Here is a 25,472-nt window from a genome sequence, read left to right as displayed (position 1 = left end):
TTGACAGGCACCAATACCTTCATTTCATGTCACCTCTTTGTTCGTCGGCTGGCGGCGGAGACAGTTCACCGCCGCCGCCGCCGGAATGATCCGGGATCATTCGGTTGCTTCGTTCAGGGCCCACAGGCTGACCCGGGCGTCATAGACACCGGCGGCAACCTGGTAGGGGGTTCCCTCGACCTGCTGGATATAGCTGATCTTGCGGGCCGCCTGATCGGCGCCCATCCCGGGAATGGGCCACCAGTATTCCACCCAACCGCCGGCCGGAACTTTGCTGGCCAGACACATGTAGACCAGGAATTCATTGCCCTTGCGGTCCTTGATCTCGGTCAGGCTGCGACCGATCAGCTCCGGTTGCACCGGGTGCGCCGCGACCGTCTTGTCGCTGCAGTTCAGGGCAAAGACATAGGTGTCCTTCCAGACAAATTCGCCCTCGCGGTTGTTCAGGCCGTCCAGTCCGGCGCCACCGTCCTGGGCCAGCATCTCTGCTGCTTCGCGGACCTTTTGCACGATCTCTTCGGGCGATGCGCCCCCCGCTGCCTGGGCCATCGGTGCGATACCGATGGTCAGGGCGGCCGCGACGGGCAGGATCGCTTGGGTCAGTTTTCTTGACATCTTGCTATTACTCCGCAGGGGTTTCCGAGGTTGCCGTTGCCGCGTCTTCCTTGCTGCGGCCAAAGATGCTGCTGCGTTCCACCAGGAAGTGCAGCACCAGACCGACGACCACGGCATAGACGGTCGATTTGGGATCAGGCATGGCCAGAACCACGGCCACCACGGCGGCGACACCACGTTCGGTGTTGTTCGTCAGCTGCTCCATGCCGACCATGATGCAGATATAGCCGGTCAGGATCAGCGTCAGCGACAGCGCGATCGGCAGCACCGGCTGGAACAGCGTGACCAGCGGCAGCACGAACAGGGCCAGCAGACCGGTCAGCCAGAACGTGCCGGCGCCGCTGTACATCGAGTCCATCGCCCGCGGGCCGCGGCCATAGCGTTCGGCGACGGTGGCATGCGCGGCCGTCCAGAGCGGACCCGCCAGGCCCGGCCAGGGCGCAAAGAACGCGTGAATGCCGTTACGCAGCGCGGTGACGTGGTGGATGCGGTCGACATCGTCGTTGATCGCTTCGTCCTTGCGCAGGTGGTCGACGCGGTCGATCAGCAGAAAGCCGACGACGATGTCGCCAAAGGCGATGACATAGGCGATCAGCGCGGTGGGCAGGGCGATCAGAAACACGTCCCAGGACGGAAAGCCGACGGTGAAGGGCAGATATTGCCACATCAGGTCGAAATCGGGGTTGGTGATGCCCCATTTGATGTCGGGAATCGGGTACTCGCCCACGACCCAGCCGATGATCATGGCGCCGACCATCGCCGGAACCATGCCGAAATCGGCAATTTTCTTGGCCAGGATGTGCTTTTCCGAGGCGGCCTTGAACGAGACCGAGAACATCAGATAGATGGCCAGCGCGGAGCCTGCGATCAGCGAGATCGGGGTGCCGTCGATCCGGCCGCCTTCCTTGAGTTCGCCAGCCAGTGCGGCAAAACCGGCGCCGATGATGATGCCGTTTTTCAGCGAGTTGGGGATCCAGTCGACCAGTTTCGAGCCCAGGCGCGTGATACCCAGAATGAGAAACACCAGAAAGACCACGAATTGCAGCGCGAACATGGCCTGAATGGCTTCGGGACCGGGTTCGAACCCGCTGAGAAACAGGATCACGACAGGAATGGCGGGGGTGATCCACCCGGGCACCAGCGGCACGCCCAGCAGGGCGGGCAGGGTATAAAGAATGCCGGCAACAAAACAAAAGGCCAGCGCGGCTTCGTAGGGAATGCCGAGATATTTTTCCATCAGCGGGATCATCGCCAGGCCGACGACGAACATGATCAGGGCCTGGACGCTTTCCGCCAGTTCCCAGCGATAGTGCACGAAGGGCAGGCGCACGTGGAACGGGCCCAGCGGCCAATATGGCTGTTCCTCGCCCTCGACTCTCTTGTAGATCTGCATTGATGACTTCCTTTGCTAGCGGTTCACCAGGCCGCCCGGGGGCGGGTGCTCTGCCCGGGCGGGCAGAACACGAACCGATGAACGGTCAGGTTGGACGCGGGCCGTCAGCCCGCGCCGCCGGTATGTGGCGTTACAGCTCCCGGGCGCGGTCGCGCAGCAGGAATTTCTGGATTTTCCCTGTCGAGGTTTTCGGCAGATCGCCGAAGACCACGGTTTTCGGCACCTTGAAACGGGCCATGTTCTGGCGGCAGAATTCCATCAAGGCATCGGCGGCCAGGTCTTCGTTGGGCTTGAGCGCGACAAAGGCGCAGGGCGTTTCGCCCCATTTCTCGTCCGGGCGGGCGACAACCGCGGCTTCCATCACCGAGGGGTGCTTGTAGAGCACGTCCTCGACCTCGACCGAGCTGATATTCTCGCCACCCGAGATGATGATGTCCTTGGAGCGGTCCTTGAGCTCGACATAGCCGTCCGGATGCATCACGCCCAGATCGCCCGAGGCAAACCAGCCGCCCTTAAAGGACTTGCGGGTAGCCGACGAGTTCTTGAGATAGCCGCGCATCACGTTGTTGCCGCGCATGAAAATCTCGCCCATCGTCTGGCCGTCATGGGGCACCGGTTCCAGCGTTTCGGGATCGGCGACCATCAGCCCTTCCAGCGCCAGGTTACGCACGCCCTGCCGGGACTTGAGCTTGGCGATAGCCTCGCCGTCCTTGCTGTTCCACTTTTCCTTCCAGGCGCAGACCACCGAGGGGCCATAGGTTTCGGTCAGACCATAGACATGGGTGACCTCGATCCCCATCGCCTCCATCTTTTCGATGACTGCGGCGGGCGGTGAGGCACCGGCGGTCATCACCTTGACCTGGTGCGAGAAATCCTTGAGTTCGTCAGGCGCGTTGGCCAGCATGTTCAACACGATCGGCGCGCCGCAGAAATGCGTGACCTTTTCGTCGCGCAGCAGTTCATAGATCGGCTCGGCCCGCACCGCGCGCAGACAGATGCAGACGCCGGCATTGGCGGCGATGGTCCAGGGGAAGCACCAGCCGTTGCAATGGAACATCGGCAGGGTCCACAGATAGCGCGAATGCTGTGCCATGCCCCAGGTGACGATGTTCGAGGTGGCGTTCAGCATCGCGCCGCGATGGTGATAGACGACGCCCTTGGGATCGCCGGTCGTGCCCGAGGTGTAGTTCAGGCTGATCGCGTCCCATTCGCTGTCCGGCAGTTTCCATTCGAAGGCGGGATCGCCGGTGGCAATCAGTTCTTCATAGGTGATCTGGGCGATGCGCTTGCCGCCCTCGAAACTGGCATCCTCGATATCGACGACCAGCATGTCCTGGCGGCCCGACATCTTGACCGCGCGGTCCACGACCTCGGCAAACTCGGGATCGACCAGCAGCACCTTGGTTTCCGCGTGGTTCAGGATAAAGGCGATGGCCTCGGCATCCAGCCGCGTGTTGATCGTGTTCAAAACCGCATCCGCCATCGGCACGCCGAAATGCGCCTCGAACATCTCGGGGACGTTGGCCGCAATGATCGACACCGTGTCGTTCTTGCCGACACCGCGCGCCTGCAGCGCGCTGGCCAGCCGGCGGCAGCGCGTATAGGTCTCCTGCCAGTCGCGGCGCACGTCGTTATAGACGACTGCCGGATAGTCCGGATAGATCGCCGCGCTGCGCTCGATGAAGCTGAGCGGCGACAATGCAACATAGTTCGCCGGTGTTTGGCTCAGCCCTTCTTCGAAAATCGATACATCGCTCATATAAAAAGCACCTCCAATCCATCAGTTCCGGAAAACATGCCACGGCAATGTTGTGGAAATTTTCCGCAATTGTATCAAATTGTAATGCCCTCTGGTCGCGTTGCAAATGATTCGCTAGGATGTCGTAAGATCTATGAAAAACAGCAGTTTACGTAGCGGTAACGGAGAGCGATGCGCGTCGAGGATCGGTTCAGCCAGGTCAATATCTTTAATCCCTTGGTCCGCGAGGGTCTTGATCACATGGATCAGGGCATCACGATTTTCGACAGAGATCTCAAGCTGGTGGCGTGGAATCGCCGCTTTCTGGACCTGTTGCGCTTTCCCCCTCGGCTTGCCTTTGAGGGCGCCGATTTCGAATCCTTCATTCGCTATAACGCGGAAAACGGCGAATATGGCGAGGGCGATGCGGATCGGCACGTCGCCGTGCGCGTACAGGAGGCACGGCGTTTTCAGCCGCATGATTTCGAACGCCGCGCGCCCGACGGCACTTTTCTGCGCGTGGTCGGAACGCCTTTGCCCGCCGGCGGGTTTGTCACCGTCTACACGGATGTGACCGAAAATCACAATCGCCAGGAGGAACTGGAACGCCAGGTCGCCGAGCGCACCCGCCGTCTTGCTCTCAGCGAGGCCCGGCTGCAGGTGATCGCCGACGAAGTGCCGGCCGGCATCGCCCATGTCGATACCGACATGCGGATTCTGTATGCCAATCGCCGCTTTGCCGCCGCCTATGGCCGCACGCCGGCCCAGATCATCGGCAAGTCCTGCGACGACGTGTTGCATCCGAACACGATGCGCGAGTCGCGCCGCTTTTTCGAGCCGACCCGGCGCGGCGCTGTTCTGGATTTCGAGATGCGCATTCAGTTGCCCAACGGTAAATACCGTGACATCCGCACTTTTCTGCGCCCCGAGGGGGCGTCGGATGGCGAGGTGAACGGGTTCTATCTGCTGTCTGTGGACGTGACCCGGCGCAAGGCCGCCAACGAGGCCCTGATGCAATCGCACAAGATGGATGCGCTGGGGCGTCTGTCCAGCGGTATCTCTCATGATTTCAACAACCTGCTGGCCATCATCCTGGGCAATCTCGTGCCGCTGTCGGATCATGTCGAAGATGCCGAGCTGCGCAAAGAATATCTGGAGCCGGCGATCGCGGCGGCGCGGCGCGGATCCAGCCTGACGCGTCGGTTGCTGGCGCTGGCCCGCACCGAACCGGTGGACCCGAAGCCGACCCAGGTCGCCAGTTCGATCTCGGAACTGGTCAAGCTGTTGAGATCGTCGCTGCCCAAGACGGTCGAGTTGGAATACCGACGTGAAGACGAGGTCCCGATGGGGTTGATCGACCCCGCGCAACTGGAGATGGCCTTGCTGAACCTGGTGGTGAATGCCCGGGATGCCATATCCGACAAGGGCCGCATCATTTTTACGCTGGACACCTATCGCCTGACCCCGTCCAAGGCGGAAATTCACAAGCTGGCCAGCGGCACCTATCTGCGGATACGTGTCGCCGACAATGGTGTCGGCATTTCCCCGGATCAGCGCGAGCGGATATTCGAACCCTTCTATACCTCGAAACGGGAAAGCGGCGGCACCGGTCTGGGGCTGTCGATGGTGTTCAGCTTTGTGAAACAGTCCAATGGTGCGATCTGGCTGGACAGCGAAAAGGGCCGGGGTGCGCGATTCACGATGCTGCTGCCCGCGCTGTCGCCGGATGCGCAGGTTCAGGCCGAGCGGGCCGATATCGAACCCGTCACAGATCACACCGAGAACCGGGCGCAACTGGTGCTGCTGGTCGAGGATGACGACGAGGTGCGCACCGTCGTGCGCCGGCAACTGGTCGATCTGGGCTATCCGCTGATCGAGGCCGAGAACGCCCAGGCCGCGCTCGAGGTGCTGGACACGGTGCGGGAAATCGACCTGGTGCTCAGCGACATCTCGATGCCGGGCGAGATGGACGGCATCGCGCTGGCAAAGCATCTGCACCGTGCGGCACCCGAGGTCGGCATTGTGCTGATGAGTGGCGAGATGGATGGAACCGAGGCCACGCTGACCGAGGCGAATTGTCCTTTCATAGAAAAACCGTTTGACAGTTCCGATCTGGGCAACGCACTCTTGAAGGCGGTCCGGTTTGAGGCCGAAACTGCACGTAAGCCCAGTTGATGAAAAATCTGATTTATGTCCTCGAAGATGACAGGGACGTTGCGCGGATCATCAGCCGCACTTTGAACAGCCACGGGTTCGCCATCGAGGAATTCCACGCTCTGGCCGAGTTCAACCGGGCCATCGAGGAGAAGCATCCGGATATCGCGCTGATCGATCTGGGGTTGCCCGACGGCGACGGTCTGAGTGTGGTTGCCGATGTCTTGCGCCGCAAATGCATCGCCTCGATCATCGTCACCGGACGTGGCAATCTGACGGACCGCGTGGTCGGCCTGGAACTGGGGGCGGACGACTATATCGTCAAGCCCTTCGAAGCCCGCGAATTGCTGGCCCGCGTGCGCGCCTTGATGCGCCGCCTGAAGACACCGTGCAGCGGGCTCAAGCCGAAAACCGAAGGCAAGGTGGCCGAGTTTGCTGGCTGGGTGGCCGATTTTCCCGCCTGTACATTGACCGACTCGGATGGCAAGTCTCTGGAGCTCAGCGCTGCCGAAACCGAGTTGCTGCGCATTTTCGTCGATGCGGCGGGCCGTGTCCTGAGCCGATCGCAATTGCTGGATGTCCAGAAAAGCGAGATGGAACCCTTTGATCGCAGTATCGATGCGCGGGTGTCCCGTCTGCGCCGCAAACTGCGGGACAATGTCCAGTCGCCCAAGATCATTCGTACGGTCTATGGCGCCGGTTATGTCTTTGCGGCAGACGTGAAATGGCGCGAGCGCTGATGCCGGGGCAGTTGCCTCGCCTGGGACGGCGACAGAGTATGCCCGCAGACCTAAGTCCGAATTGGCCAAGTATCTGATTTATTGAAAATAAAATCTGGAGCGGGCGGCGGGAATCGAACCCGCGTCATTAGCTTGGAAGGCTAAGGTCTTACCACTACACAACGCCCGCTCAACAGGAAGGGGCATATTTCATCGTCAGAAAGAGGTCAAGACCGCCTTTCGCAAATGCCCGCCGCTCTGATGCGCGCCGGGTAGCCAGTGCCGCGATACTACCTTAGGGTGCATTCAGGCAAAGGGATGGACGGTTGCATGACAGATAAGATCGACAAGACGACGCAGGACACCGCCGGGCGCGATACCGCGACCGGGTCCATTGGGGATACCGCCCCGCATGAGGATAAGACCGGCGATTCACTTTTGAAAAAGCGGGAGTTGATAGAGCGGGTGGTCGCGCGTTCCGGTCGGCGCAAAGGAGATGCCCGCGCGGTGATCGAGGCCACGCTGGCGGTGCTCGGCGACACGATTTCCCAGGGCCGTGGCGTCGATCTGCAACCGCTGGGCAAGCTGCATATCAACCGCAGTAAGGCAAAACCGACGCATCGGATCACGGTCTGCAAACTGCGGCAGAAAACCTCTTCCACGCCGGCCAAAGACCCTCTTGCAGACCGGGCCGAGTAGGGGTAGAACCGCGCGGCACGGGTGATTAGCTCAGTGGTAGAGCGCTTCGTTCACATCGAAGATGTCAGGAGTTCAAATCTCTTATCACCCACCATTCTACGCTTTTGAATTCAAACCAAATCCTTGTTATGCAGGCCTATTGCCCGTTCTAAGCTCACAGCTTTGGTTACAATCGGGGTTCGGAAATGGCAGGGCAGATCATGCACTTGCTCAATCGCAAGGGGCGCCATCACGCCTGACCGAGGCGAAGAGGTCGTCGAGCGACAGGTACCGCGCGTCATCCGGCCGCGAGAACACTTCGGATGACATCCGGTCCACATGCGTGCCGCGCGTCACATCCACCTTGTAGCCGCCGATCATATCACGCCCGGCATCGATGTTTTTGGTATTCGTGGGTTTTCTCCCGCGACGGGGTGACGACCGGTCTGCCGCAGGCAGAGGCGACGCTCCAGTGGAGCGTTGTCAGGGAGGAACGAAAGCCTCTCTCTCGACCTCGAAACCCGTCACGGCCCGGGACGGCGTTCCTCGCACTCTCGGATCACTCGGCCGCGAGGTTCCCGGACGGGAATGGGGCGCGCGAGGCGGCCAGCCGATGCGGGGCTTGGGGCCGGATATGCGTGTAGCGGCGCAGCTTTTCCAGTCCTTGTGGCCGGTGACCAGCGGGACCTGTTCGATGGCGAACCCGGCCTCGAAAAGGCGGCTTGTGCCTTCACGGCGCAAATCGTGGAAATGCAGGTCTTTGACACTGACCTCGACGCAGGCGCGCCGGAAGGCGGTTCCGACCGACTCGGAGCTATGGGGAAAGATCCGCCCGTTTGTGAGACCCAGATGCCTGGCCTGCGCCGAAATCAGCGCCCAGGCATCGAACCCGGTGGCGGCGAATAGGGGGATCCGCTGGTGGTTCCGGTCTTGTTGCGCGGGTCCTTGCGGTCGCGGATCAGGAGCATCCGGCGGTCGACGTCGAGATCGGTCCATTCGACGCGGCAGATTTCGTCGAGCCGCATGGCCGTCGCCACGGCGCACTTCACGCTCCGCGTCATCGGTGTCGTCAGGCGTTCGTGGTCATCAAAGCAGCGGAAGAGGCGGTTCAACTCGTCCGTGGTAAGGCGACGGATCGCGCTCTGTGCCCTTGCCGATCAGACCGAGACGCTTGAGCGCAANTTCGACGCGGCAGATTTCGTCGAGCCGCATGGCCGTCGCCACGGCGCACTTCACGCTCCGCGTCATCGGTGTCGTCAGGCGTTCGTGGTCATCAAAGCAGCGGAAGAGGCGGTTCAACTCGTCCGTGGTAAGGCGACGGATCGCGCTCTGTGCCCTTGCCGATCAGACCGAGACGCTTGAGCGCAACGCGCCAGATCGGCGGGCTCCGGAAAAATGTCGAGGCCGTGCACGGCCGCCGCATGGGGGATGATCATCTCGATCACGCCGATATCGATCCCGCGCGTGACCGGACCGGCGCCCTGTTCGGCGCATCTTGCCGTAGTCGATCAGCTTCTGCCGGTCGAAGTCGCCGATCTTCTCCTTGCCCGGATCGCGCCTCGCCCTTGCTCGCGAGCACCGACGCTTGAGCAAAGCTCAAACGTCGTGCGAGTTCCGATGTGGACGGGGTGCCTGTCGAGTAGCGCTTCCTGTCGGATCATGCGCAATCTTCCGATTGCCAACGCCTAAGTCCTCATCCCGCGTGATTGCCTAATCTAAGCGCCCCAAGCAGGCTTGTTGCCACAAAGCACAAAGCCGCGACGCATACGATCGACGGTCCAGCTGGGGTGTCCAGAACGTAAGCGGCTCGCAGGCCAACGAGCACGGATACGCTGCCGATCATAGCCGCGATCAAAGCCATACCTTCGGGCGTTCGGGACAATGGACGCGCGGCGGCGGCCGGGATGATGAGCATTGCGGCGATCAGCAGGACGCCGACGACCTTGATCGCCACGGCAACCGTAATGGCGAGCGAAAGTGTCAACACCAGTTGCTCGCGTTTCGGGTCGATGCCGCTGGCATAGGCCAGTTCGTCATTCAGGGTCGACGTCAGCAGGGCCGACCAGCGCCAGGCAATCAACCCAACGACCAGCGCGGCCCCACCCCAGATCACGACAAGATCACCGCGCGAGACGGCCAGAATATCCCCGAAGAGATAGGCCATCAAATCGATCCGGATCCCTGACAGAAACGACACGGCGACCAGACCGAATGCCAGTGCTGAATGCGCTAAAACGCCTAGGAGCGTGTCCATGGCGTAACCTCTTCCACTGAGCGCAGAGACAGTCAGGGCCATGACGAGTGCGACCGCGATTGCGCCGGGGAAGATGGACATATCGAGCGCCAGCGCTAGTGCGATGCCCAGGATCGCAGCATGGGCCGTGGCATCGCCGAAATACGCCATGCGGCGCCAGACGACGAAACTGCCGAGTGGCGCGGCTGCGAACGCTACGCCGATACCGGCAAGGGTGGCGCGAGTCATGAAATCGTCGAGCATTACTCGGCTGCCTCTGTCTGGTCGTGATGGTGGTGATCGGTCCCGCATGCATCTTCATGGTCGTGCCTGTGGTCGTGGTCATGCCGGTAGAGCGCGAGCGCGCCGCCGGTGCCGGTGCCGAAGAGTGCCTGATATTCCGGCGCGGACGAGACGTGCTCGGGCGTGCCGTGACAACATACGTGACCGTTGATGCAGATCACGCGGTCCGAGGCCGCCATGACGACGTGCAATTCGTGGCTGATCATCAGCACAGCGCACCCGGTTTCGCGCCGCACGTCGTCGATCAGTTGATAGAACGCCGCGGAGCCAGGTTGGTCGAGCCCAGCCGTCGGCTCATCCAGCAACAGGAGCTGTGGTTTTGCCACCAGGGCGCGCGCCAGCAGGACACGTTGCAGTTGCCCGCCTGAAAGCTGCGACATCTGACGGTTTGCAAGTTCGGGGATGCTTGCGCGCGCCAGCGCCGCCGCCTTGTCCGAGCGAGTGGCACCGCCGGGCAACGAAAGAAAACGCGTCACGGTGATAGGGAGCGTCGGATCAACGTGAAGCCGTTGAGGCACATAGCCAAGGGTCAGGCCCGGCGCCGGTGTGATCCGACCGGCACTGGCGGGGGCGGCACCCACGATCGCACGCAAGAGCGTCGTCTTGCCAGAACCGTTAGGGCCGACAATGGTGACGATCTCACCGGGTTCCACGCTCAGGCTGACATCCCGCAAGACCTCGGTCGCGCCGTAGCGAACGCTCAGATGATCGACATTCAGAAGGCTCATGCCTCGGACGCCCCCGCGCAGGACGGGCAGACGCCGAGCGCCTCGACCACGGTTCGTTCGATCTTGAACCCTGTGGCGCGCGCGGCATCGCCGAGAGTTCCGCGTGCCGGGGCCGAATGCGCTTCGGCGACCGCATCGCACTTGCGGCAGATCAGAAAGGCCGGGGAATGGCTGGCGCCGGGATGCGCGCAGGCGATGAAAGCGTTGAGCCGCTCGATCTTGTGCACGAAGCCATTCTCGACAAGAAAATCCAGCGCACGATATGCCACGGGCGGCTGACTACCGAACCCGGCATCGCGCAGGCGGTCCAGCAATTCGTAGGCGCCGAGCGCGCGATGCTCGTGCAGAAGAATTTCAAGCGCCGCACGCCGCACCGGCGTAAAGCGCGCGCCCGTCGTTGCACAATGCGCCTCGGCCTCGGTGATCGCTGTTTCGACACACTGGTCGTGATCATGTGCGTCGAATCCGACGGGCCCAAGCCTTGCCTCGGCCGCTTTCGACTTCTCCTGATGTCCACGACTTGTCATGTTATCTCATTTCCTGTACCCAAGCTTGTAATGTTATACAATCACTTGGAAACGCCAATGTCCAGATACCTGATGCCTCTCTCCGTGACCGCTTCGCTCTTGGCCGGGACCGCCATGGCGGATGTCCCGCGTGTCGCGGTCGATATCGCCCCGGTGCATTCCCTGGTCACGCGCGTGATGGAAGGAGTTGGTACACCGTCGCTGATCGTCCAACAAGGTGCTTCACCGCACGAGTACAGCCTTCGACCGTCGGAGGCGCAAGCGCTGCAAGATGCTGATTTGGTGTTCTGGATTGGCGAAGATTTGACGCCTTGGATGGAGGAGTCCATTGAAACTCTCGCGGACGCTGCTGCTGTCACCACGCTTCTCGATGCCGAGGGCACGGTCCTTCTGGAGTTCCGTGAGGGCGCGCTCTTCGATGCACATTCTCATGGCGATGCGGACCACGCGGACCAAGACGACCGCGATCATGAAGGGCATTCCGAGGACGGACATGACGATTATGACCACGAAAAGCATGTGGATGACGAGACCCACGAGCATGAGGAACACGCCGAAGGCGATGGCCATGATCAGGAAGATCACGCCGAGGCGGATGATCACGGCCATGATCATGCCCACGGCGCACACGATCCCCACGCCTGGCTCTCTCCCGAGAACGCCGCGACCTGGCTGAACGAGATCGCCGGACAACTGTCCGCCGCGGATCCGGAGAATGCCGGAACGTATTTCGCCAATGCTGCGGCCGCCCGCGAGGAGATCGCCACCCTGTCTGCCGAGGTGAACGCGATCCTGGAACCGGTGCGCGACGGTCGGTTCATCGTTTTCCACGACGCCTACCACTACTTCGAGACAGCCTTTGAGTTCCCCGCCTCCGGCGCCATCTCGCTTTCGGACGCGGGCGACCCCAGCCCTGCGCGCATCGCGGAAATTCAAGGCCGCATCGCAGACGAGAACATCCAGTGTGTGCTGTCGGAGCCGCAGTTCAATTCCGGGCTTGTTGCAACCGTCATGGATGGCGCCGATGCAAAAACGTCGGTGCTCGATCCGCTTGGCTCCAACCTTGAGACGGGTGCCAGCCTTTACCCGCAGCTCTTGCGGAACCTTGCGAACTCGCTTGTCGACTGCCTTTCATAACCACGAAGGCGCGGCACCAAGCTGTTCTCGGACAGGTTTGAAATCAGTGCCGCGCCTTCTTCTTTCGTTCTGTTGCCATTTCTCGGTCTAGCCGGGCAAGCAGGCGCCCATCCGCATGTCTTCGTCGATGCGGAAGTCGGTATTGACATCAACGTGTCACGTCTTTCGTCCCTTCATATTGCCTGGACATATGACGAATTCACGACCCTGAACTGCAGCGCCTGTTATTGCTCCGTGTTTTGCTCAGGACCCCGGGTTTCAATATTGCGGATGAACCGGCGTCACGGCTGGACCCGATCACGCAGGAACGTGTGATCCGAGCCCTGACAGAAGTCGCGGAAAGGGGCGGTGTGGCCCTGACGCTTGTCAGGCATGACACCGCCCTGATCCGAAACACGGCCGACACAGTCCTGTCATTTGATGCGGGAGGGTCCACTGACATCTCTCAGAGTATCCCGACTGCCGGAGGACCGAGAGGCCGGTCAGCGTAGGTTCCTCGCGCGGGGCCGAGGCGAGAGAGGTCAGTGCCGATCAGAGATGGTCCCGTGCCGCGGGGCCTATCATCGCGCCTTCGCGGCCGAGGATGCCCACCAGCCAGTCCTGCGCCCAGGTGCGTTCCGCCGCGTCTTTGATGCGACCATAGTCCCGGCCGGTCACGGCGCGCAGTTCGGTGCGGCCATCCGCGACCTCCATGGTCTTGATCTGCTCGCCCCGGTGGTTGTTCAGGCCGTATTGCAGGTTGATCCCCGCCAGCGGCGCGGACAGCAATCGCTTCCAATCATTAGTTTGGAAGCGATCTAGCGAACGTCTTACAAACGAGCTACGGTGTCGGCCATCGCTTGCTTTGCGTTGTCGAGGTATTCTTTCTTTACCTGCACGCGGTGACCGTTAACTGTCTGCTTGCCCACCCGAACCTTCGACATCGGCTGCCCCTTTGCGAAGGCAACGACGCCAGTCGTTCCGAAGTCGCGCATCTCGGTAAATCCATCCCCTTTCGTTGCGAAGGAAAAGATTTCGGGATTACTTTTGATTAGCGCGGCTACGTCCCGTTCAATCGCCGTCAGCACAGCTGCATATGCAGACGCCGCGCCCATGTACTGAGTAAGTCGGTTTTTTATGATGAGGTGGACTTTCGGTAACTCGCGGCCTGCGTTTTTTAATTTCGTAGCGAAGGCAAAAGCCAGATAAATATCTGATGGCAACTTTAGGCCATACACGAGAGAGAAAGCGTTCTGAATCGCCCGCCGAGAGGAATCATCTGCCATCACTGGCAGTACCAGTCGTTCAGCCGAAGCGAGCGCGATTTGAGTGTAGAGCGAAAAGCTTGGGTTGCAGTCGAAAAAAACTACGTCGTATTCATGTTCGATGGGTTCGATGAAATCGTTCAGCCAGTCGATCACCTCTATCCACGGGTTAGAGCCTGGAATTTGGTTATTCGCCAGCGTGTTTACCGCGTTCGATTGCAGTTCGAGCAAGGGGTCGCCGCAAACGAGGTCGATGTTGTCTGGGATGCAGTCGTTGAAGTCGTGTGGATGACTGATGAAATCCGCAGGTGTAAAAGCGGGTGTAGAGTAAGGCGACGGCAGCCGAAGTTGAAAATAGCCGCCGATGCTGCAGCGGGGCACAAGGCCTTGCCGAGCCAGAAGTTTATCGCTGCCCCTGCTGTTCAAACCGCCCAACATCAACTCGGAGAGGTTCGCCTGCGGACATACGTCGATGGCCAAGATCCGCTCGTCCGGGTGTTCTTCAGCGTAAAGGGTGATGCTCTGAAAGGCCAAACTGGTCTTTCCGGTACCGCCTTTGTTGTTCCAGAACGCGTACTTTTTGGTCATTGGTCGTCCTCATTCGATGAAAATGCCTTTCTGGACGATCTATTGTCCGTTTGGGACGCAGTCAAGTCCAAAATGGACAATTCGAGGTCGCGTCGAGACGTTTGAGCGCGACGCGCGCCAGATCGGCGGGCTCCGGAGAGATGTCGAGCCCGTGCACGGCCGCCACATGGGTGATGATCATCTCGATCACGCCGATATCGATCCCGCACGTGACCGGACCGACGCCCTGTTCGGCGCATCTTGCCGTTGTCGATCAGCTTCTGCCGGTCGGGGTGGCCGATCTTCTCCTTGCCCTGATCGCGCCTGAGCGTCGTGAGCCTGGCGGCCTTGCTGCGACGCGGCGGTTTCCCTACCTCGCACATATCGGTTATATGAAGATCGATGAGGTCGCCAATGGTCTGGAGGCGGGAAACGGGCGTGCTTGTAGGCGCCAGCCCCTGATCGACCCGGGTCTCCGCCTGGCGGGCCCAACGATGGGCGTCGTCGCGGCGGAGGAACGTGTCGCTCGCGTGGCGGCCCTTTCGTCTGATCTGGACCCGGTAGGCACCGGAAGGAAGCTTGGTGATGGAGGCCATTTTCGCGTGCGCTGTGTGTGCAATGAGTCGTCGTAGAGGGGCAAATTCGGGGATATCGGGGCGTATTCCAGCGTAGCAGCATCCGCCGCCAACAGTTTGAAGATACACAAAAAATGCAAATAAATCAAAATGCTAGATTGTCCGTTGCCCCTATGATGGATTGGACCGACCGGCATTGCCGGTATTTGCATCGTCTGCTCAGTCGGCAGGCGTTGTTGTATACCGAGATGGTGACGGCGCCGGCATTGGTGCGGGGGCGCGCTCTGCATTTGCTGGACTTTTCGGCTGAGGAACATCCGGTGGCGCTGCAGCTGGGGGGATCGGACCCGGTGGAACTGGCCGAGGCGGCGCGGTTGGGGCGGGCGGCAGGCTATGACGAGATCAACCTCAATGTAGGCTGTCCGTCGGATCGGGTGCAATCCGGCGCTTTTGGCGCGGTTCTGATGCTGCAACCGGGTCTGGTGGCCGATTGTGTCGCGGCGATGTCCGAGGCGGTGGATGTCGAGGTGACGGTGAAATGCCGGATTGGCGTCGATGATCAGGACCCCGAGCAGGCGCTGCCGGACTTTCTGTCGCGCATGACCGCCGCCGGGTGCCAGCGGGTGATCATTCACGCGCGCAAGGCCTGGCTGCAGGGTCTCAGCCCGAAGGAAAACCGCGATATTCCGCCGCTGGACTACGATCTGGTGCTGCGGATGAAACAGCGTTTCCCTGACCTGCACATTTCCATCAATGGCGGCATTGCCAGCCTGTCCGAGGCGCAGGCCTTTTTGCAGGCCGGGCTGGATGGCGTGATGATCGGCCGGGCTGCCTATCACGATCCGGCTGCGGTTCTGGCTGCTGCCGATCCGGTCATTTTCGGGCTGGGTCAGGAGACCGATCCGGCCGAGGCGGTGCGCCTTATGATCCCTTATATCGAGGCGCATATCCAGGCCGGTGGCAAGCTGCATCAGATCACGCGGCACATGCTGGGGCTGTTTGCCGGACGACCGGGCGCACGGGCTTGGCGGCGGCATTTGTCCGAGGGAGCGTGTCGTGCGGATGCCGGCCCCGCGCTGGTGCTGGATGCGCTCAACCTGGTGTCGCCGGACGAACCACGCGCCAAGGCGGTCTGAGCAGGGGCGCAGCGCGTCCGCATGTGAAGGCGTCGATGGGGGGGCAACACTGGCTGGGCTGTCTTTGATCATGGCCCCGCAGCGCCGGCGCCAGCTGTGCGAAGCGCATGGCTTTATTCTGGGGCTGCCGCAGATCCGGGCCGAACCCGAGGCCGCGCCGCCAGGTGTTCCGGACCGGCCGCCGGGTGCTTTTGCTGCTGCGACCGGGGCAGGCCGTGCTTTTACACGGGCTGACGCTGCGCGGCATCGCGCCCTGGCAGGAAGGTGCCCGCACGGATCCGGGTGGCCGTATGATTGCCTGTTTTCGCCGCGAGATTCCGGGCCGCGTGTCAGCCTGGCTGACGGGTCGCTGATCTGGCGTTGGTGGCCTCAGCGCTTCAAACGCGCAGCCCGTCCGCCGCGCCGCTTGGCCAGGCGCGGCGCCCGGTCGGGCAGGTCGGCCATGATCGCCGCGCGATCCTGCGCGCTCATCTTCGACCAGCCGGCGATTTCATCCATCGTGCGGTAACAGCCGGTGCAGATCCGTTCCTCGGGGTGGATCACGCAGATCTGCACGCAGGGCGATTCTATTTCGTCACGTTTCCAGACCTTGTCGCTCATTTTGCGGCCTCGTTCCTGATATGGCGCATCCGGTCCAGCGCTCCTTGCAGGATATAGCTGGCCGCAACATGATCGATCACCTCGGCACGACGTTTTCGCGAGGTATCCGCCTCGAGCAGCGCCTTTTCGGCGGCCACGGTGCTCAGGCGCTCGTCCCAGAACCCGATCGGCAGGTCGGTCAGGCGGCATAGGTTGCGGGCAAAGGCGCGGGTGGACTGGCACCTGGGACCCTCGCTGCCATCCATGTTGCGCGGCAGACCCAACAGGATCGCCCCGGCTTGGCGGTCGGTCGCGATGTCCAGCAGCCGCTCCGCATCCAGGCCGAATTTCCGGCGCCGGATGGTTTCCACCGGGGTCGCCGTCGCGCCCAGCCGGTCCGACACCGCCACGCCGATGGTCTTTTCGCCCAGATCCAACCCGATCAGGGCCTGCATTGGTGGGCAGGCGGCGGCAAAGTCGTCAAACGGGTCGCAGATCATTGCAGTGCCCCGGCCTGCCGCGCCGCGCTGTCTATCTGTTCCAGCGCGTCGGCATCGCCGGCAAAAACCTGACGGCCATTGGCGTGTATCGCCCGCGCCCGTTCGGTTTCGCCCAACACACCCAGGGCAGTGATCAGCCGCGCCCATTCCGCCGGTGTGCCGCCCTCGGTTGCCAGCCGGTCCGACAGGCGCTGAACCATGCCGCGGATCATTTCGGTGCGGTCCGCCGCGTCCATGTCCCCGGCGGCCGCCACATCCGCTGCCGAGGGGCCTGGCGTGGCTGCCGCTGCCTCGGGCAGAACGAAATCGACACCGGCGCGCTGGGCCATCTGCTCGATCTGCGCCCGGACGGGGGGCACCCAGGGAGCATCGGGGGGGCTGTCGCGCAACAGCGCCTCCCAGACCCGAAAGGCAACGTCTGGTCGTCCGGTCTGGCTCATCATCAGACCCCAGTAATAGCGCCCGGGTCCGTGTGCCGGGTCGCGGGTCAGGACCTGTCGCAGTGCGGCCTCGGCCTCGGGCGAGACATAGCCGCCGGCAGCCATCACCATCAGATCGACATAGGTGCCGTAATCGTCGGCGCTGGCGGCATCCCCCTTCAGACGCAACACCTGCGCCTGTGCCCTGTAGGCGGCGGCGAAATCGCCGATGGCGGCCTCGTGCCGGGCCAGCAGAGCCTGCCCCTGCAGGTCGTCCGGCCGGTTGGCCGCGGTTTCGCGCAGCTGCTTGAGCAGTCCCAGATACTCGTCGGTCAACCCCTCTGGCGGCGCCGCCGGGGGCAGGCTGGCCTCGGCCGTGGCCTGATCCGGACGGTCGGCCCGCAGTTCCTCGGCAAACGCGATACGGTCGGCCAGTCCCAGATCGCCGTAACCCGGTGCCCCCAGGCCGCGATACAGCCACAGGCTGCCCGCGGTGGTCAGCGCCGCCAGCAGCAGTGCCGCGATCAGCGACAGCCGCGTCGACTGGCCCTGCCGGCCCTGTGCGGCGCGGATCTGCGCGTCGGTGGCCAGGATCCGGCGCGATACTTCGGTGCGGATGCGGTCGGCGTCGGCTTCTCCGATCACGCCACGCGCCACGTCGCGGTCGACATCCTTGAGCTGGTCGCGATACACCCGCAGATCATAGGCCGCAGCCGGTTCCACGGCCGGGCGCGTGCGCAGCAAGACCAGCCCCAGCATCGTCGCGATCACCAGCGCCATCACCGTCGTAATGATCCAGAATGTCATGCAGCCTCCCGCCTTTGACCCTCATGTAGCCCCGCCCCGGCGCGGAAAAAAGGGACAAAGCGGCACAATCCGCCCGGAGGCGGCGGCAATTTGGGCAGATGTCGCGATTCAGACTGGAAATGCCGCGCCGGGCATCCTTTTATGGCGCAGGTTTGCCCAGAAGCATGGGGAGGCCCGCCGCTCTGCGAATCCAACCGCGTATCCTAACCGGGAGCACTTGATGAAACGCTATTCCGCCTTTGCCATCGCCCGCGAAGCTCTTCGGAACCATACCGGCTGGGACCGGGCCTGGCGGGCGGCCCAGCCCAAACGCCGCTACGATGTGATCATCGTCGGGGCCGGCGGGCATGGGCTGGCGACGGCCTATTACCTGGGCAGGAATTTCGGCATCACCAATGTCGCGATCCTGGAAAAGGGTTGGCTGGGCGGCGGCAATACCGGGCGAAACACCACGATCATCCGCAGCAACTATCTGCAGGACCCGTCGGCGGCGATCTATGAAAAGGCACGCGCGCTCTACGAGACCCTCAGCCAGGAACTGAACTATAACCTGATGTTTTCCCCGCGCGGGGTAATCATGCTGGCCCAGACTCAGCACGAGGTGCGCGGCTATCAGCGCACCGCCCATGCCAACGCGCTGCAGGGGGTCAAGACCGAATTCATCAGCCCCCGGCGGGTCAAGGAACTGGTGCCGATCATCAACCTGTCCGGGCCGCGCTATCCGGTGCTGGGCGGGTTGTGGCAGGATCGCGGCGGCACCGCGCGCCACGACGCCGTGGCCTGGGGCTATGCCCGGGCGTGTTCCGACATGGGCATGGACATCATCCAGAAATGCGAAGTCACCGGCATCCGCCAGGAGGGCGGCAAGGTGACCGGCGTGGACACGACCAAGGGGCCGATCGACTGCCAGAAGCTGGGCGTCGTGGTGGCCGGGCATTCCGGCGTGCTGGCGAACATGGCTGGATTCCGCCTGCCGATCGAATCCGTGGCGCTGCAGGCGCTGGTGTCCGAGCCGATCAAACCCTGCATGGACGTGGTGGTCATGGCCAACACCGTGCACGGCTATATGAGCCAGTCCGACAAGGGCGAGATGGTGATCGGCGGCGGCGCGGACGGCTATAACAACTATACCCAGCGCGGCAGCTTCCATCACATCGAGGAAACCGTGCGGGCGCTGATCGAGACCTTTCCCATGGTCAGCCGTCTCAAGATGCTGCGGCAATGGGGCGGCATCGTGGACATGACCGGCGACCGCTCGCCAATCCTGTCGAAAACCCCGGTCGAGGGCTGTTTCATCAATTGCGGCTGGGGCACCGGCGGGTTCAAGTCGATCCCCGGTTCGGGCTGGGGCATGGCAGAACTGATGGCCAAGGGGCGTTCGCCGTTGACCGACGCGTTTTCGCTGGACCGGTTCCGCGAAGGCCGTTTCATCGACGAAAGCGTGGCGGCAGGGGTGGCGCATTGATGAGTCACTCAGCGACGATATTGACCGGCATGCGGGGCAATTGCGCGGGCCGGGTCGCGATGCCCCGTTTCCGCGCCCGATCCGGGGCGCGCTGATGGCCTATTCCGAACCCATGGCTGAAACCATGCGCGCCGATCTGGGCGTGGAACCGGGCCTGTCGGAAAAGAAGATGTTCGGCGGGCTGTGCTTTCTGCTGCATGGCAACATGGTCTGCGGCGTCATGAAGAACGGGGCCATGTACCGTCCCGGCAAGGCCCGCGAGGCCGCGGCATTGGCTGCGGGGGCTGCGCCACTGGCCTTTACCGGCCGCCGGATGGGCGGCATGGTCGAAATCGATCCCGGCGCCTTTGCCGATGACGCGTTGCGCGCCGAACTGACAGAATTGTCGCTGGCCCATGCCGCCAGCCTGCCGCCAAAAGGATGACCTGATGCTGATCCTCACCTGTCCCTATTGCGGCCTGGCCGCCGACGAAACCGATCTGGCCGCCGGCGGCGAGGCGCATTTGACGCGCCATGGCCCCGGTGCCTCGGATGACGATTTCCACGACTACCTGTTCAGCCGGGAAAACCCGCGCGGGGTGCATTTCGAGCGCTGGCGCCATGTCTATGGCTGCGGCAAGTGGTTCCACGCCGCGCGCGACACCGACACGTTGGAGGTGTTTGGCACCTATCCCGCGCAGACCACCGAGCCGCCGCAGAATATCCGCGACGCGATCACCGCCAAACGCCCGGGCTGGGCCTGGAGGGATCTGTCGTGACCCTGCTGCCGCCGTTCCTTTCCGCCGCCCTTTGCCTGCACGAGGTCCAGCCATGAGCAAACGCCTGCCCACACATGGACGCCTGATCGACCGTTCGAAACGGATCGGGTTCAGTTTCAACGGCAAGAGCCTGGCCGCTCATCCCGGCGACACGCTGGCCTCGGCGCTGCTGGCCAACGACCAGATGATGGTCGGCCGCTCGTTCAAGTATCACCGTCCGCGCGGACTGGTGGCGTCGGGGGCCGAAGAGCCCAACGCGCTGGTCAACATGGGCGCGGGGGCGACGTTCGAACCGAACCAGCGCGCCACCACGACCGAGCTGTTTGACGGTCTGTCGGCGCGCAGCCAGAACCACTGGCCGACGCTGGAATTCGATGTGGGCGCGATCAACAAGCACCTGTCGCGGTTCCTGCCGGCCGGGTTCTACTACAAGATGTTCATGTATCCGCGCGGGTTCTGGAAACATGTCTATGAGCCCTTTATCCGCCAGACAGCGGGTCTGGGCCAGGCGCCCAAGGACCGCGATGCCGATACCTACGAGCATTTCTATGCCCATACCGATGTGCTGGTGATCGGCGGCGGTGTCGCGGGTCTGCTGGCGGCGCGCAGCGCGGCCCAAAGCGGTGCGCGGGTTCTGCTGATGGAACAGACCGCGCATTGGGGCGGGCGTGCCCCGGTCGACGGCGGCCAGGTGGATGGCGTGCCGGTGGTGCAGTTCGTCGATGCGATCGTTGCCGAGTTGCAGGCGATGGACAATGTCACGCTGCGCAGCCGTTGCATGGGCGCGGGTGTCTATGATCACGGCTATGTGCTGGGCTATGAGCGATTGACCGACCATCTGCCGCTGGGGCAGGGGCCGCGGCACCGTCTGTGGCGGATCCGCGCCAGGCAGGTGGTCACCGCCACCGGCGCGATCGAGCGGCCGTTGTCCTTTTCCGGCAATGACGTACCCGGCGTCATGCTGGCCTCGGCGATGCGCGACTATGTGGTCAATTTCGGCGTTGCGCCGGGGCAGCGCGTGGTCATCGCCACCAACAATGACGATGCCTATCGCACCGCGATCTGCCTGAAAGAGGCGGGGCTGGACGTGGCGCGGGTTCTGGATGCGCGCAGCACCGGCGGCGGCGCGCTGATGGAGGAGGCCCGCGCGCTGGGCGTCCGCATCGACTGCGGCCGCGCGATTGCCAAGGTCGGCGGCGGACGGCGGGTCAAAACCGTTCAGATTTGCGCCCAGGACGGGGTCGGCGGCGCGCTGGAAGAGATTGCCTGCGATGCGGTTGCCATGTCCGGCGGCTGGTCGCCGGTGGTGCATCTGTGGTCGCATTGCGGCGGCAAGCTGGTCTGGGACGACGCCCAGGCGCATTTCCGTCCCGATGCCGCCCGTCCGCCCACCGGGGCCGATGGGGCCGGTTTCGTGGTGCCGGCCGGCGCGGCCAATGGCGAACTGGCGCTGCCCGGCCTGCTGGCCGATGCCGCCGAGGCCGGGGCCGCCGCTGCGCGCGCGGCGGGTTTCAAGGTGAAAAAGGTCCAGGTGCCGACGGGCACCGCAACCCCCGAAGCGCCGCTGGAACCGGTCTGGCTGATGCCGCGGGCCGCGCATGTGGGGCTGCGCAGCAAGTCCTGGCTGGATTTCCAGAATGACGTCAAGGTGTCGGATGTGCAACTGGCCGCCCGCGAAGGGTTCGAAAGCGTCGAGCACACCAAGCGTTACACCACGCTGGGCATGGCCACCGATCAGGGCAAGCTGAGCAACATCAACGGTTTGGCGATCCTGTCGGATGCGCTGGGCCAGCCGATTCCGGCCACCGGCACTACGACGTTCCGCCCGCCCTATACGCCGATCTCGATGGGCGCGATCGCCGGCGAGGCCCGCGGCCCGGTATTCCAGCCCCTGCGCAAGACGCCGATGCATGACTGGCATGCCGCACATGGCGCCGACTGGGAGCCGGTCGGTCACTGGCGCCGGCCCTATGCATTCGTGCGCGACGGCGAGACCGTGCATGAGGCGGTGATGCGCGAAGTGCGCAACACCCGGCAGGGCCTGGGTCTGCTGGACGCCTCGACCCTGGGCAAGCTGATCGTCAAGGGGCCGGATGCCGGGCGTTTTCTGGACATGCTCTATACCAACATGATGTCCAACCTGCAGCCGGGCCGCTGCCGCTATGGGCTGATGTGTTCGGAAAACGGCTTTCTGATCGACGATGGCGTGGTGGCGCGCATCGACGATGACACCTGGCTGTGCCACACCACCACCGGCGGGGCCGACCGTATCCATGCGACGATGGAAGAATGGCTGCAGACCGAATGGTGGGACTGGCAGGTCTATGTCGCCAACGTCACCGAGCAATACGCCCAGATCGCGGTTGTCGGCCCCAAGGCGCGTGCGGTTCTGGAAAAGCTGGGCGGCATGGATGTCGGCAAAGAAACGCTGCCCTTCATGGCCTGGGCCGACGGGCGGATCGGCGGGTTCGACTGCCGCGCCTATCGCATCTCGTTCTCGGGCGAGCTAAGCTATGAGATCGCCGTGCCGGCCAGTCAGGGCCTGGCCTTCTGGCAGGCCCTGATCGACGCGGGCGAGGAATTCGGCGTCATGCCCTATGGCACCGAAGCCCTGCACATCATGCGCGCCGAAAAGGGCTTTATCATGATCGGTGATGAAACCGATGGCACTGTCATTCCGCAGGATTTGGGGTTGAACTGGGCGATCAGCAAGAAAAAGGACGACTATCTGGGCAAGCGGGCGCAGCAGCGCAGCCACATGACCGACCCGACCCGCTGGAAACTGGTCGGGCTGGAAACCGTGGACGGGTCGGTGCTGCCCGATGGCGCCTATGCGGTGGGCAACGGTGTCAATGCCAACGGCCAGCGCGTCACCCAGGGGCGGGTCACCTCGACCTATTTCTCGCCGACGCTGGAAAAGGGCATCGCCATGGGGCTGGTTCTGAACGGGCCGGACCGGATGGGCGAGGTGCTCGAATTCCCGGGCACGGACGGCAAGAGCTACGAGGCCCGGATCGTCGATCCGGTCTTTTACGACAAGGATGGGGAGAAACAGAATGTCTGAACCGGTCAGCGCTCTGAACGGGGCCCGCTATGACGGCATCGCCCAAATCCAGGAAATCGGTCTGCAAGGAATGATCACCCTGCGCGGTGATCTGTCGTCCAAGGACCTGAAATCAGCCGCCAGCGCGGTGGCGGGCGTCGCCATGCCCGGCGTCAACGAGGCCAATTGCGAGGATTCCCGCGGGCTGTGCTGGATGTCGCCGGACGAATTGCTGGTGCTTTGTCCCTATGACGTGGCGCAGGCCAATGTCACGCAGTTGCAGCAGGCACTGGCAGATAGCCATGCCCTGGCGGTCAACGTCTCGGATGCCCGCGCGGTCTTTCGCGTCACTGGCCCGGCCGCGCGCGAGGTGATGGCCAAACTGTGCCCGGCCGACCTGTCGCCCGAAACGTTCGGACCCGGCATGTTCCGCCGCAGCCGCCTGGCCCAGGTGCCTGCCGCCTTCTGGATGATGGACGAGCAGAGTTTTCAGATCGTCTGTTTCCGCTCGGTTGCCGACTATGTCTTTTCCCTGCTCAAGGCGGCGGCGCAACCGGGATCCGAGGTCGGATATTTCTGACCCCACCCGCCCGGCCGCCGCGTGCCGGCTCAGGGTTGCAGCAGAAGGGTGCGGAACCGGCCCAGCTCGGCGTCCTGTGTCAGACCGTCGGGATCGATGGCCTCGCCCTCTTCGCCCTGCCACCGGCCATAGAACGCCAACGCCTGCACCAGCGCCTGCATGCGGTCCCGGCGCCGGTCCGGGGCAAGAAACGGCGCATGGGTCGACAGGTACAATGCCGGGCGCCGGGCCGTCAGCCAGGGCAGCAGCGTCGGCAGAATGTCAAACTCGGCGCCTTCGACGTCCAGCTTGACCAGCGATACGCCCGACAGATCGACGGCGTCGGCAAACTGGCCGAACCGCAGGGTCAGCACGTCGGAACCCGCGGACCCCTGCGGGTTCAGCAGGCTGGTGGTGCTGTCGCCTTTTTCGCCGCGAAACCCGGCCATCCGCGCCACGCCGAACTCCTGCGACAGGGCGGCGGCAAAGGCGCTGACATTGTCCAGCCGGTTCAACTCGATGTTCCAGGCCAGCGCACGGAAGGCTTCGGGGTCGGGTTCGAAACACCAGACGTGGCGGGCCTTGCGGGCGCCATACAACACCGTCGGACCGATCCATGCGCCGATATCCAGATAGTCATGCGCCTTATCCAGATGCTCGTCCAGCACCGCAAAGGTGCGCGGCTCCCATCGCCCCGCCGCGGCCTTGTGCCAGAACTTGCTGTGGTAGGGATCCAGCCGAAAAGGCTCGCCGCCCAGTCGTCCGTTGCAATAGCCACGCGCGCGATACATCATTTTCCGGGCTTGTGTCAGCACCGCATCCCTCCGGCCTTGCATTGTTTTGCCGGGCGACCCTTGACCTGACTCATCCTGCGCCGCATGTATCGGACAGAGATTATTCAATACAGCTGGGGGGCCGACAATGGCTTTTGAACTACCTGATCTTCCTTATGCACATGACGCGCTGGCAGCCAAGGGCATGTCGCAGGAAACGCTGGAATATCATCATGACCTGCATCACAAGGCCTATGTCGACAACGGCAACAAGCTGATTGCCGGCACCGAGTGGGACGGCAAGTCGCTGGAAGAGATCATCACCGGCACCTATGATGCGGGCGCCGTGGCGCAGAACGGCATTTTCAACAACATTAGCCAGTTGTGGAACCACAACCAGTTCTGGGAAATGATGGGCCCGGATGCCTCGGCAATGCCCGGCGAGTTGGAAAAGGCGCTGGTCGAGAATTTCGGCAGCGTGGACAAGTTCAAGGAAGAATTCAGCGCCGCCGGTGCTGGCCAGTTCGGCTCCGGCTGGGCCTGGCTGGTCAAGAAAGCCGACGGTTCTCTGGCCGTGACCAAGACCGAAAACGGCGTCAACCCGCTGTGCTTTGGCCAGACCGCTTTGCTGGGCTGCGACGTGTGGGAGCATTCCTATTACATCGATTTCCGCAACAAGCGTCCCGCCTATCTGACCAATTTCCTCGACAACCTGGTCAACTGGGAAAATGTCGCCAGCCGGATGTGACAATGGATGGCAGGCACTCCGGGAGGCCCCGCATTGAATGCGGGGCCTTTCTTATGTGGACGGCTGTCACGTGG

Annotated in this window: 26 protein-coding genes, 2 tRNA genes and 1 pseudogene; 14 read left to right on the top strand and 15 right to left on the bottom strand. The window is 62.9% G+C overall.

Annotated elements, in window-relative coordinates:
* Positions 1–96 precede the first annotated feature (96 nt).
* From ACFMPD_RS16455 to ACFMPD_RS16445, 3 genes are all read right to left on the bottom strand, one after another.
* Positions 97–615 (bottom strand): cache domain-containing protein, encoded by a 519-nt coding sequence (locus ACFMPD_RS16455; RefSeq protein WP_380996790.1) that lies wholly within the window; start codon positions 613–615, stop codon positions 97–99.
* Between the two features lie 7 nt (positions 616–622).
* Positions 623–2,008, bottom strand: coding sequence for a solute carrier family 23 protein (locus ACFMPD_RS16450; RefSeq protein ID WP_380996787.1), 1,386 nt, complete (start codon positions 2,006–2,008; stop codon positions 623–625).
* Between the two features lie 130 nt (positions 2,009–2,138).
* On the bottom strand, positions 2,139–3,767 hold the full coding sequence (locus ACFMPD_RS16445) for an acyl-CoA synthetase (RefSeq protein ID WP_380996784.1): 1,629 nt from the start codon (positions 3,765–3,767) through the stop codon (positions 2,139–2,141).
* A gap of 171 nt (positions 3,768–3,938) precedes the next feature.
* Here ACFMPD_RS16445 and ACFMPD_RS16440 point away from each other — a divergent pair, with 171 nt between their 5' ends.
* Both ACFMPD_RS16440 and ACFMPD_RS16435 read left to right on the top strand, forming a co-directional pair.
* A complete protein-coding gene (locus tag ACFMPD_RS16440; protein ID WP_380996781.1) occupies positions 3,939–5,921 on the top strand; it encodes a hybrid sensor histidine kinase/response regulator in 1,983 nt (660 codons plus the stop codon).
* A complete protein-coding gene (locus ACFMPD_RS16435; RefSeq protein WP_380996779.1) occupies positions 5,921–6,640 on the top strand; it encodes a response regulator transcription factor in 720 nt (239 codons plus the stop codon). Before ACFMPD_RS16440 ends, ACFMPD_RS16435 begins: the two co-directional genes overlap by 1 nt.
* 95 nt (positions 6,641–6,735) lie before the next feature.
* On the opposite strand, the gene ACFMPD_RS16430 is transcribed toward ACFMPD_RS16435, so the two are convergent.
* Positions 6,736–6,809 (bottom strand) — tRNA-Gly (locus ACFMPD_RS16430).
* A 128-nt stretch (positions 6,810–6,937) separates the two neighbouring features.
* Here ACFMPD_RS16430 and ACFMPD_RS16425 point away from each other — a divergent pair.
* Positions 6,938–7,318 carry an HU family DNA-binding protein gene (locus tag ACFMPD_RS16425; RefSeq protein WP_380996776.1) on the top strand — a complete coding sequence of 127 codons (381 nt, stop codon included), beginning with the start codon at positions 6,938–6,940 and terminating at the stop codon, positions 7,316–7,318.
* A 19-nt stretch (positions 7,319–7,337) separates the two neighbouring features.
* Positions 7,338–7,412, top strand: a tRNA-Val gene (locus ACFMPD_RS16420).
* A gap of 116 nt (positions 7,413–7,528) precedes the next feature.
* Here ACFMPD_RS16420 and ACFMPD_RS16415 read toward each other — a convergent pair.
* From ACFMPD_RS16415 to ACFMPD_RS16395, 5 genes are all read right to left on the bottom strand, one after another.
* Entirely contained in the window at positions 7,529–7,678 is a 150-nt protein-coding gene (locus tag ACFMPD_RS16415) for a hypothetical protein (protein WP_380996774.1), read from the bottom strand.
* A 488-nt stretch (positions 7,679–8,166) separates the two neighbouring features.
* Positions 8,167–8,409: a site-specific integrase gene (locus tag ACFMPD_RS16410; RefSeq protein WP_380996771.1), complete on the bottom strand. Its 243-nt coding sequence runs from the start codon at positions 8,407–8,409 to the stop codon at positions 8,167–8,169.
* A 581-nt stretch (positions 8,410–8,990) separates the two neighbouring features.
* Positions 8,991–9,794, bottom strand: a complete 804-nt coding sequence (locus ACFMPD_RS16405) for a metal ABC transporter permease (RefSeq protein WP_380996769.1) — start codon at positions 9,792–9,794, stop codon at positions 8,991–8,993.
* Complete coding sequence (locus tag ACFMPD_RS16400; protein WP_380996768.1) at positions 9,794–10,561, bottom strand: metal ABC transporter ATP-binding protein; 768 nt, start codon at positions 10,559–10,561, stop codon at positions 9,794–9,796. Before ACFMPD_RS16400 ends, ACFMPD_RS16405 begins: the two co-directional genes overlap by 1 nt.
* Positions 10,558–11,088, bottom strand: coding sequence for a Fur family transcriptional regulator (locus ACFMPD_RS16395; RefSeq protein WP_380996765.1), 531 nt, complete (start codon positions 11,086–11,088; stop codon positions 10,558–10,560). Before ACFMPD_RS16395 ends, ACFMPD_RS16400 begins: the two co-directional genes overlap by 4 nt.
* 57 nt (positions 11,089–11,145) lie before the next feature.
* Between ACFMPD_RS16395 and ACFMPD_RS16390 the strand changes: the two genes are divergently transcribed.
* Together ACFMPD_RS16390 and ACFMPD_RS16385 are read left to right on the top strand one after the other, a co-directional pair.
* Positions 11,146–12,225, top strand: coding sequence for a zinc ABC transporter substrate-binding protein (locus ACFMPD_RS16390; RefSeq protein WP_380996762.1), 1,080 nt, complete (start codon positions 11,146–11,148; stop codon positions 12,223–12,225).
* A 72-nt stretch (positions 12,226–12,297) separates the two neighbouring features.
* On the top strand, positions 12,298–12,540 hold the full coding sequence (locus tag ACFMPD_RS16385; protein WP_380996760.1) for a DUF1007 family protein: 243 nt from the start codon (positions 12,298–12,300) through the stop codon (positions 12,538–12,540).
* Between the two features lie 309 nt (positions 12,541–12,849).
* On the opposite strand, the pseudogene ACFMPD_RS16380 reads toward ACFMPD_RS16385, so the two are convergent.
* Both ACFMPD_RS16380 and ACFMPD_RS16375 read right to left on the bottom strand, forming a co-directional pair.
* Positions 12,850–12,996: pseudogene (locus ACFMPD_RS16380) on the bottom strand (DUF932 domain-containing protein); the annotation flags it as partial.
* A gap of 38 nt (positions 12,997–13,034) precedes the next feature.
* A complete protein-coding gene (locus ACFMPD_RS16375) occupies positions 13,035–14,057 on the bottom strand; it encodes a ParA family protein (protein WP_380996758.1) in 1,023 nt (340 codons plus the stop codon).
* Positions 14,058–14,230: 173 nt separating this feature from the next.
* Between ACFMPD_RS16375 and ACFMPD_RS16370 the strand changes: the two genes are divergently transcribed.
* Together ACFMPD_RS16370 and dusA are read left to right on the top strand one after the other, a co-directional pair.
* Positions 14,231–14,668: a hypothetical protein gene (locus tag ACFMPD_RS16370; protein ID WP_380996755.1), complete on the top strand. Its 438-nt coding sequence runs from the start codon at positions 14,231–14,233 to the stop codon at positions 14,666–14,668.
* Positions 14,669–14,745: 77 nt separating this feature from the next.
* Positions 14,746–15,747 carry a tRNA dihydrouridine(20/20a) synthase DusA gene (gene dusA / locus ACFMPD_RS16365; protein ID WP_380996753.1) on the top strand — a complete coding sequence of 334 codons (1,002 nt, stop codon included), beginning with the start codon at positions 14,746–14,748 and terminating at the stop codon, positions 15,745–15,747.
* A 369-nt stretch (positions 15,748–16,116) separates the two neighbouring features.
* On the opposite strand, the gene ACFMPD_RS16360 is transcribed toward dusA, so the two are convergent.
* From ACFMPD_RS16360 to ccmI, 3 genes are read right to left on the bottom strand one after another with little or no spacing between them, the layout of a single operon-like run.
* Positions 16,117–16,347: a DUF1289 domain-containing protein gene (locus ACFMPD_RS16360; RefSeq protein WP_380996750.1), complete on the bottom strand. Its 231-nt coding sequence runs from the start codon at positions 16,345–16,347 to the stop codon at positions 16,117–16,119.
* Positions 16,344–16,826 (bottom strand): Holliday junction resolvase RuvX, encoded by a 483-nt coding sequence (gene ruvX, locus ACFMPD_RS16355; protein ID WP_380996747.1) that lies wholly within the window; start codon positions 16,824–16,826, stop codon positions 16,344–16,346. Before ruvX ends, ACFMPD_RS16360 begins: the two co-directional genes overlap by 4 nt.
* On the bottom strand, positions 16,823–18,052 hold the full coding sequence (ccmI, locus tag ACFMPD_RS16350) for a c-type cytochrome biogenesis protein CcmI (protein ID WP_380996744.1): 1,230 nt from the start codon (positions 18,050–18,052) through the stop codon (positions 16,823–16,825). Before ccmI ends, ruvX begins: the two co-directional genes overlap by 4 nt.
* Before the next feature lie 220 nt (positions 18,053–18,272).
* Between ccmI and ACFMPD_RS16345 the strand changes: the two genes are divergently transcribed.
* The 5 genes from ACFMPD_RS16345 (at position 18,273) to ACFMPD_RS16325 (ending at position 23,898) form a co-directional block, all read left to right on the top strand.
* On the top strand, positions 18,273–19,517 hold the full coding sequence (locus tag ACFMPD_RS16345; protein ID WP_380996741.1) for a sarcosine oxidase subunit beta family protein: 1,245 nt from the start codon (positions 18,273–18,275) through the stop codon (positions 19,515–19,517).
* Positions 19,518–19,629: 112 nt separating this feature from the next.
* The gene (locus ACFMPD_RS16340; protein WP_380996738.1) at positions 19,630–19,941 is read left to right on the top strand and encodes a TfoX/Sxy family protein; all 312 of its coding nucleotides are present in this window, start codon (positions 19,630–19,632) and stop codon (positions 19,939–19,941) included.
* Between the two features lie 4 nt (positions 19,942–19,945).
* A complete protein-coding gene (locus tag ACFMPD_RS16335; RefSeq protein WP_380996735.1) occupies positions 19,946–20,275 on the top strand; it encodes a sarcosine oxidase subunit delta in 330 nt (109 codons plus the stop codon).
* 52 nt (positions 20,276–20,327) lie between these two features.
* Positions 20,328–23,339, top strand: coding sequence for a sarcosine oxidase subunit alpha family protein (locus ACFMPD_RS16330; protein ID WP_380996732.1), 3,012 nt, complete (start codon positions 20,328–20,330; stop codon positions 23,337–23,339).
* On the top strand, positions 23,332–23,898 hold the full coding sequence (locus tag ACFMPD_RS16325) for a sarcosine oxidase subunit gamma (protein ID WP_380996729.1): 567 nt from the start codon (positions 23,332–23,334) through the stop codon (positions 23,896–23,898). The genes ACFMPD_RS16330 and ACFMPD_RS16325 overlap by 8 nt, the downstream gene beginning before the upstream one ends.
* Positions 23,899–23,927: 29 nt before the next feature.
* Here the strand turns inward: ACFMPD_RS16325 and ACFMPD_RS16320 are convergent, their stop codons facing one another.
* Positions 23,928–24,671: an FkbM family methyltransferase gene (locus ACFMPD_RS16320; RefSeq protein ID WP_380996726.1), complete on the bottom strand. Its 744-nt coding sequence runs from the start codon at positions 24,669–24,671 to the stop codon at positions 23,928–23,930.
* 127 nt (positions 24,672–24,798) lie between these two features.
* On the opposite strand from ACFMPD_RS16320, the gene ACFMPD_RS16315 reads away from it, so the two are divergent.
* Positions 24,799–25,398, top strand: a complete 600-nt coding sequence (locus tag ACFMPD_RS16315) for a superoxide dismutase (RefSeq protein WP_380996723.1) — start codon at positions 24,799–24,801, stop codon at positions 25,396–25,398.
* Positions 25,399–25,472 lie beyond the last annotated feature (74 nt).

It is taken from the genome of Sedimentitalea sediminis (genome assembly GCF_042687825.1).
In the GTDB taxonomy this organism is placed as follows: Bacteria; Pseudomonadota; Alphaproteobacteria; order Rhodobacterales; family Rhodobacteraceae; genus Sedimentitalea.
The sequence above is the reverse complement of the archived record's forward strand: the minus strand, read 5'-3'. Positions and strand labels throughout refer to the sequence as shown.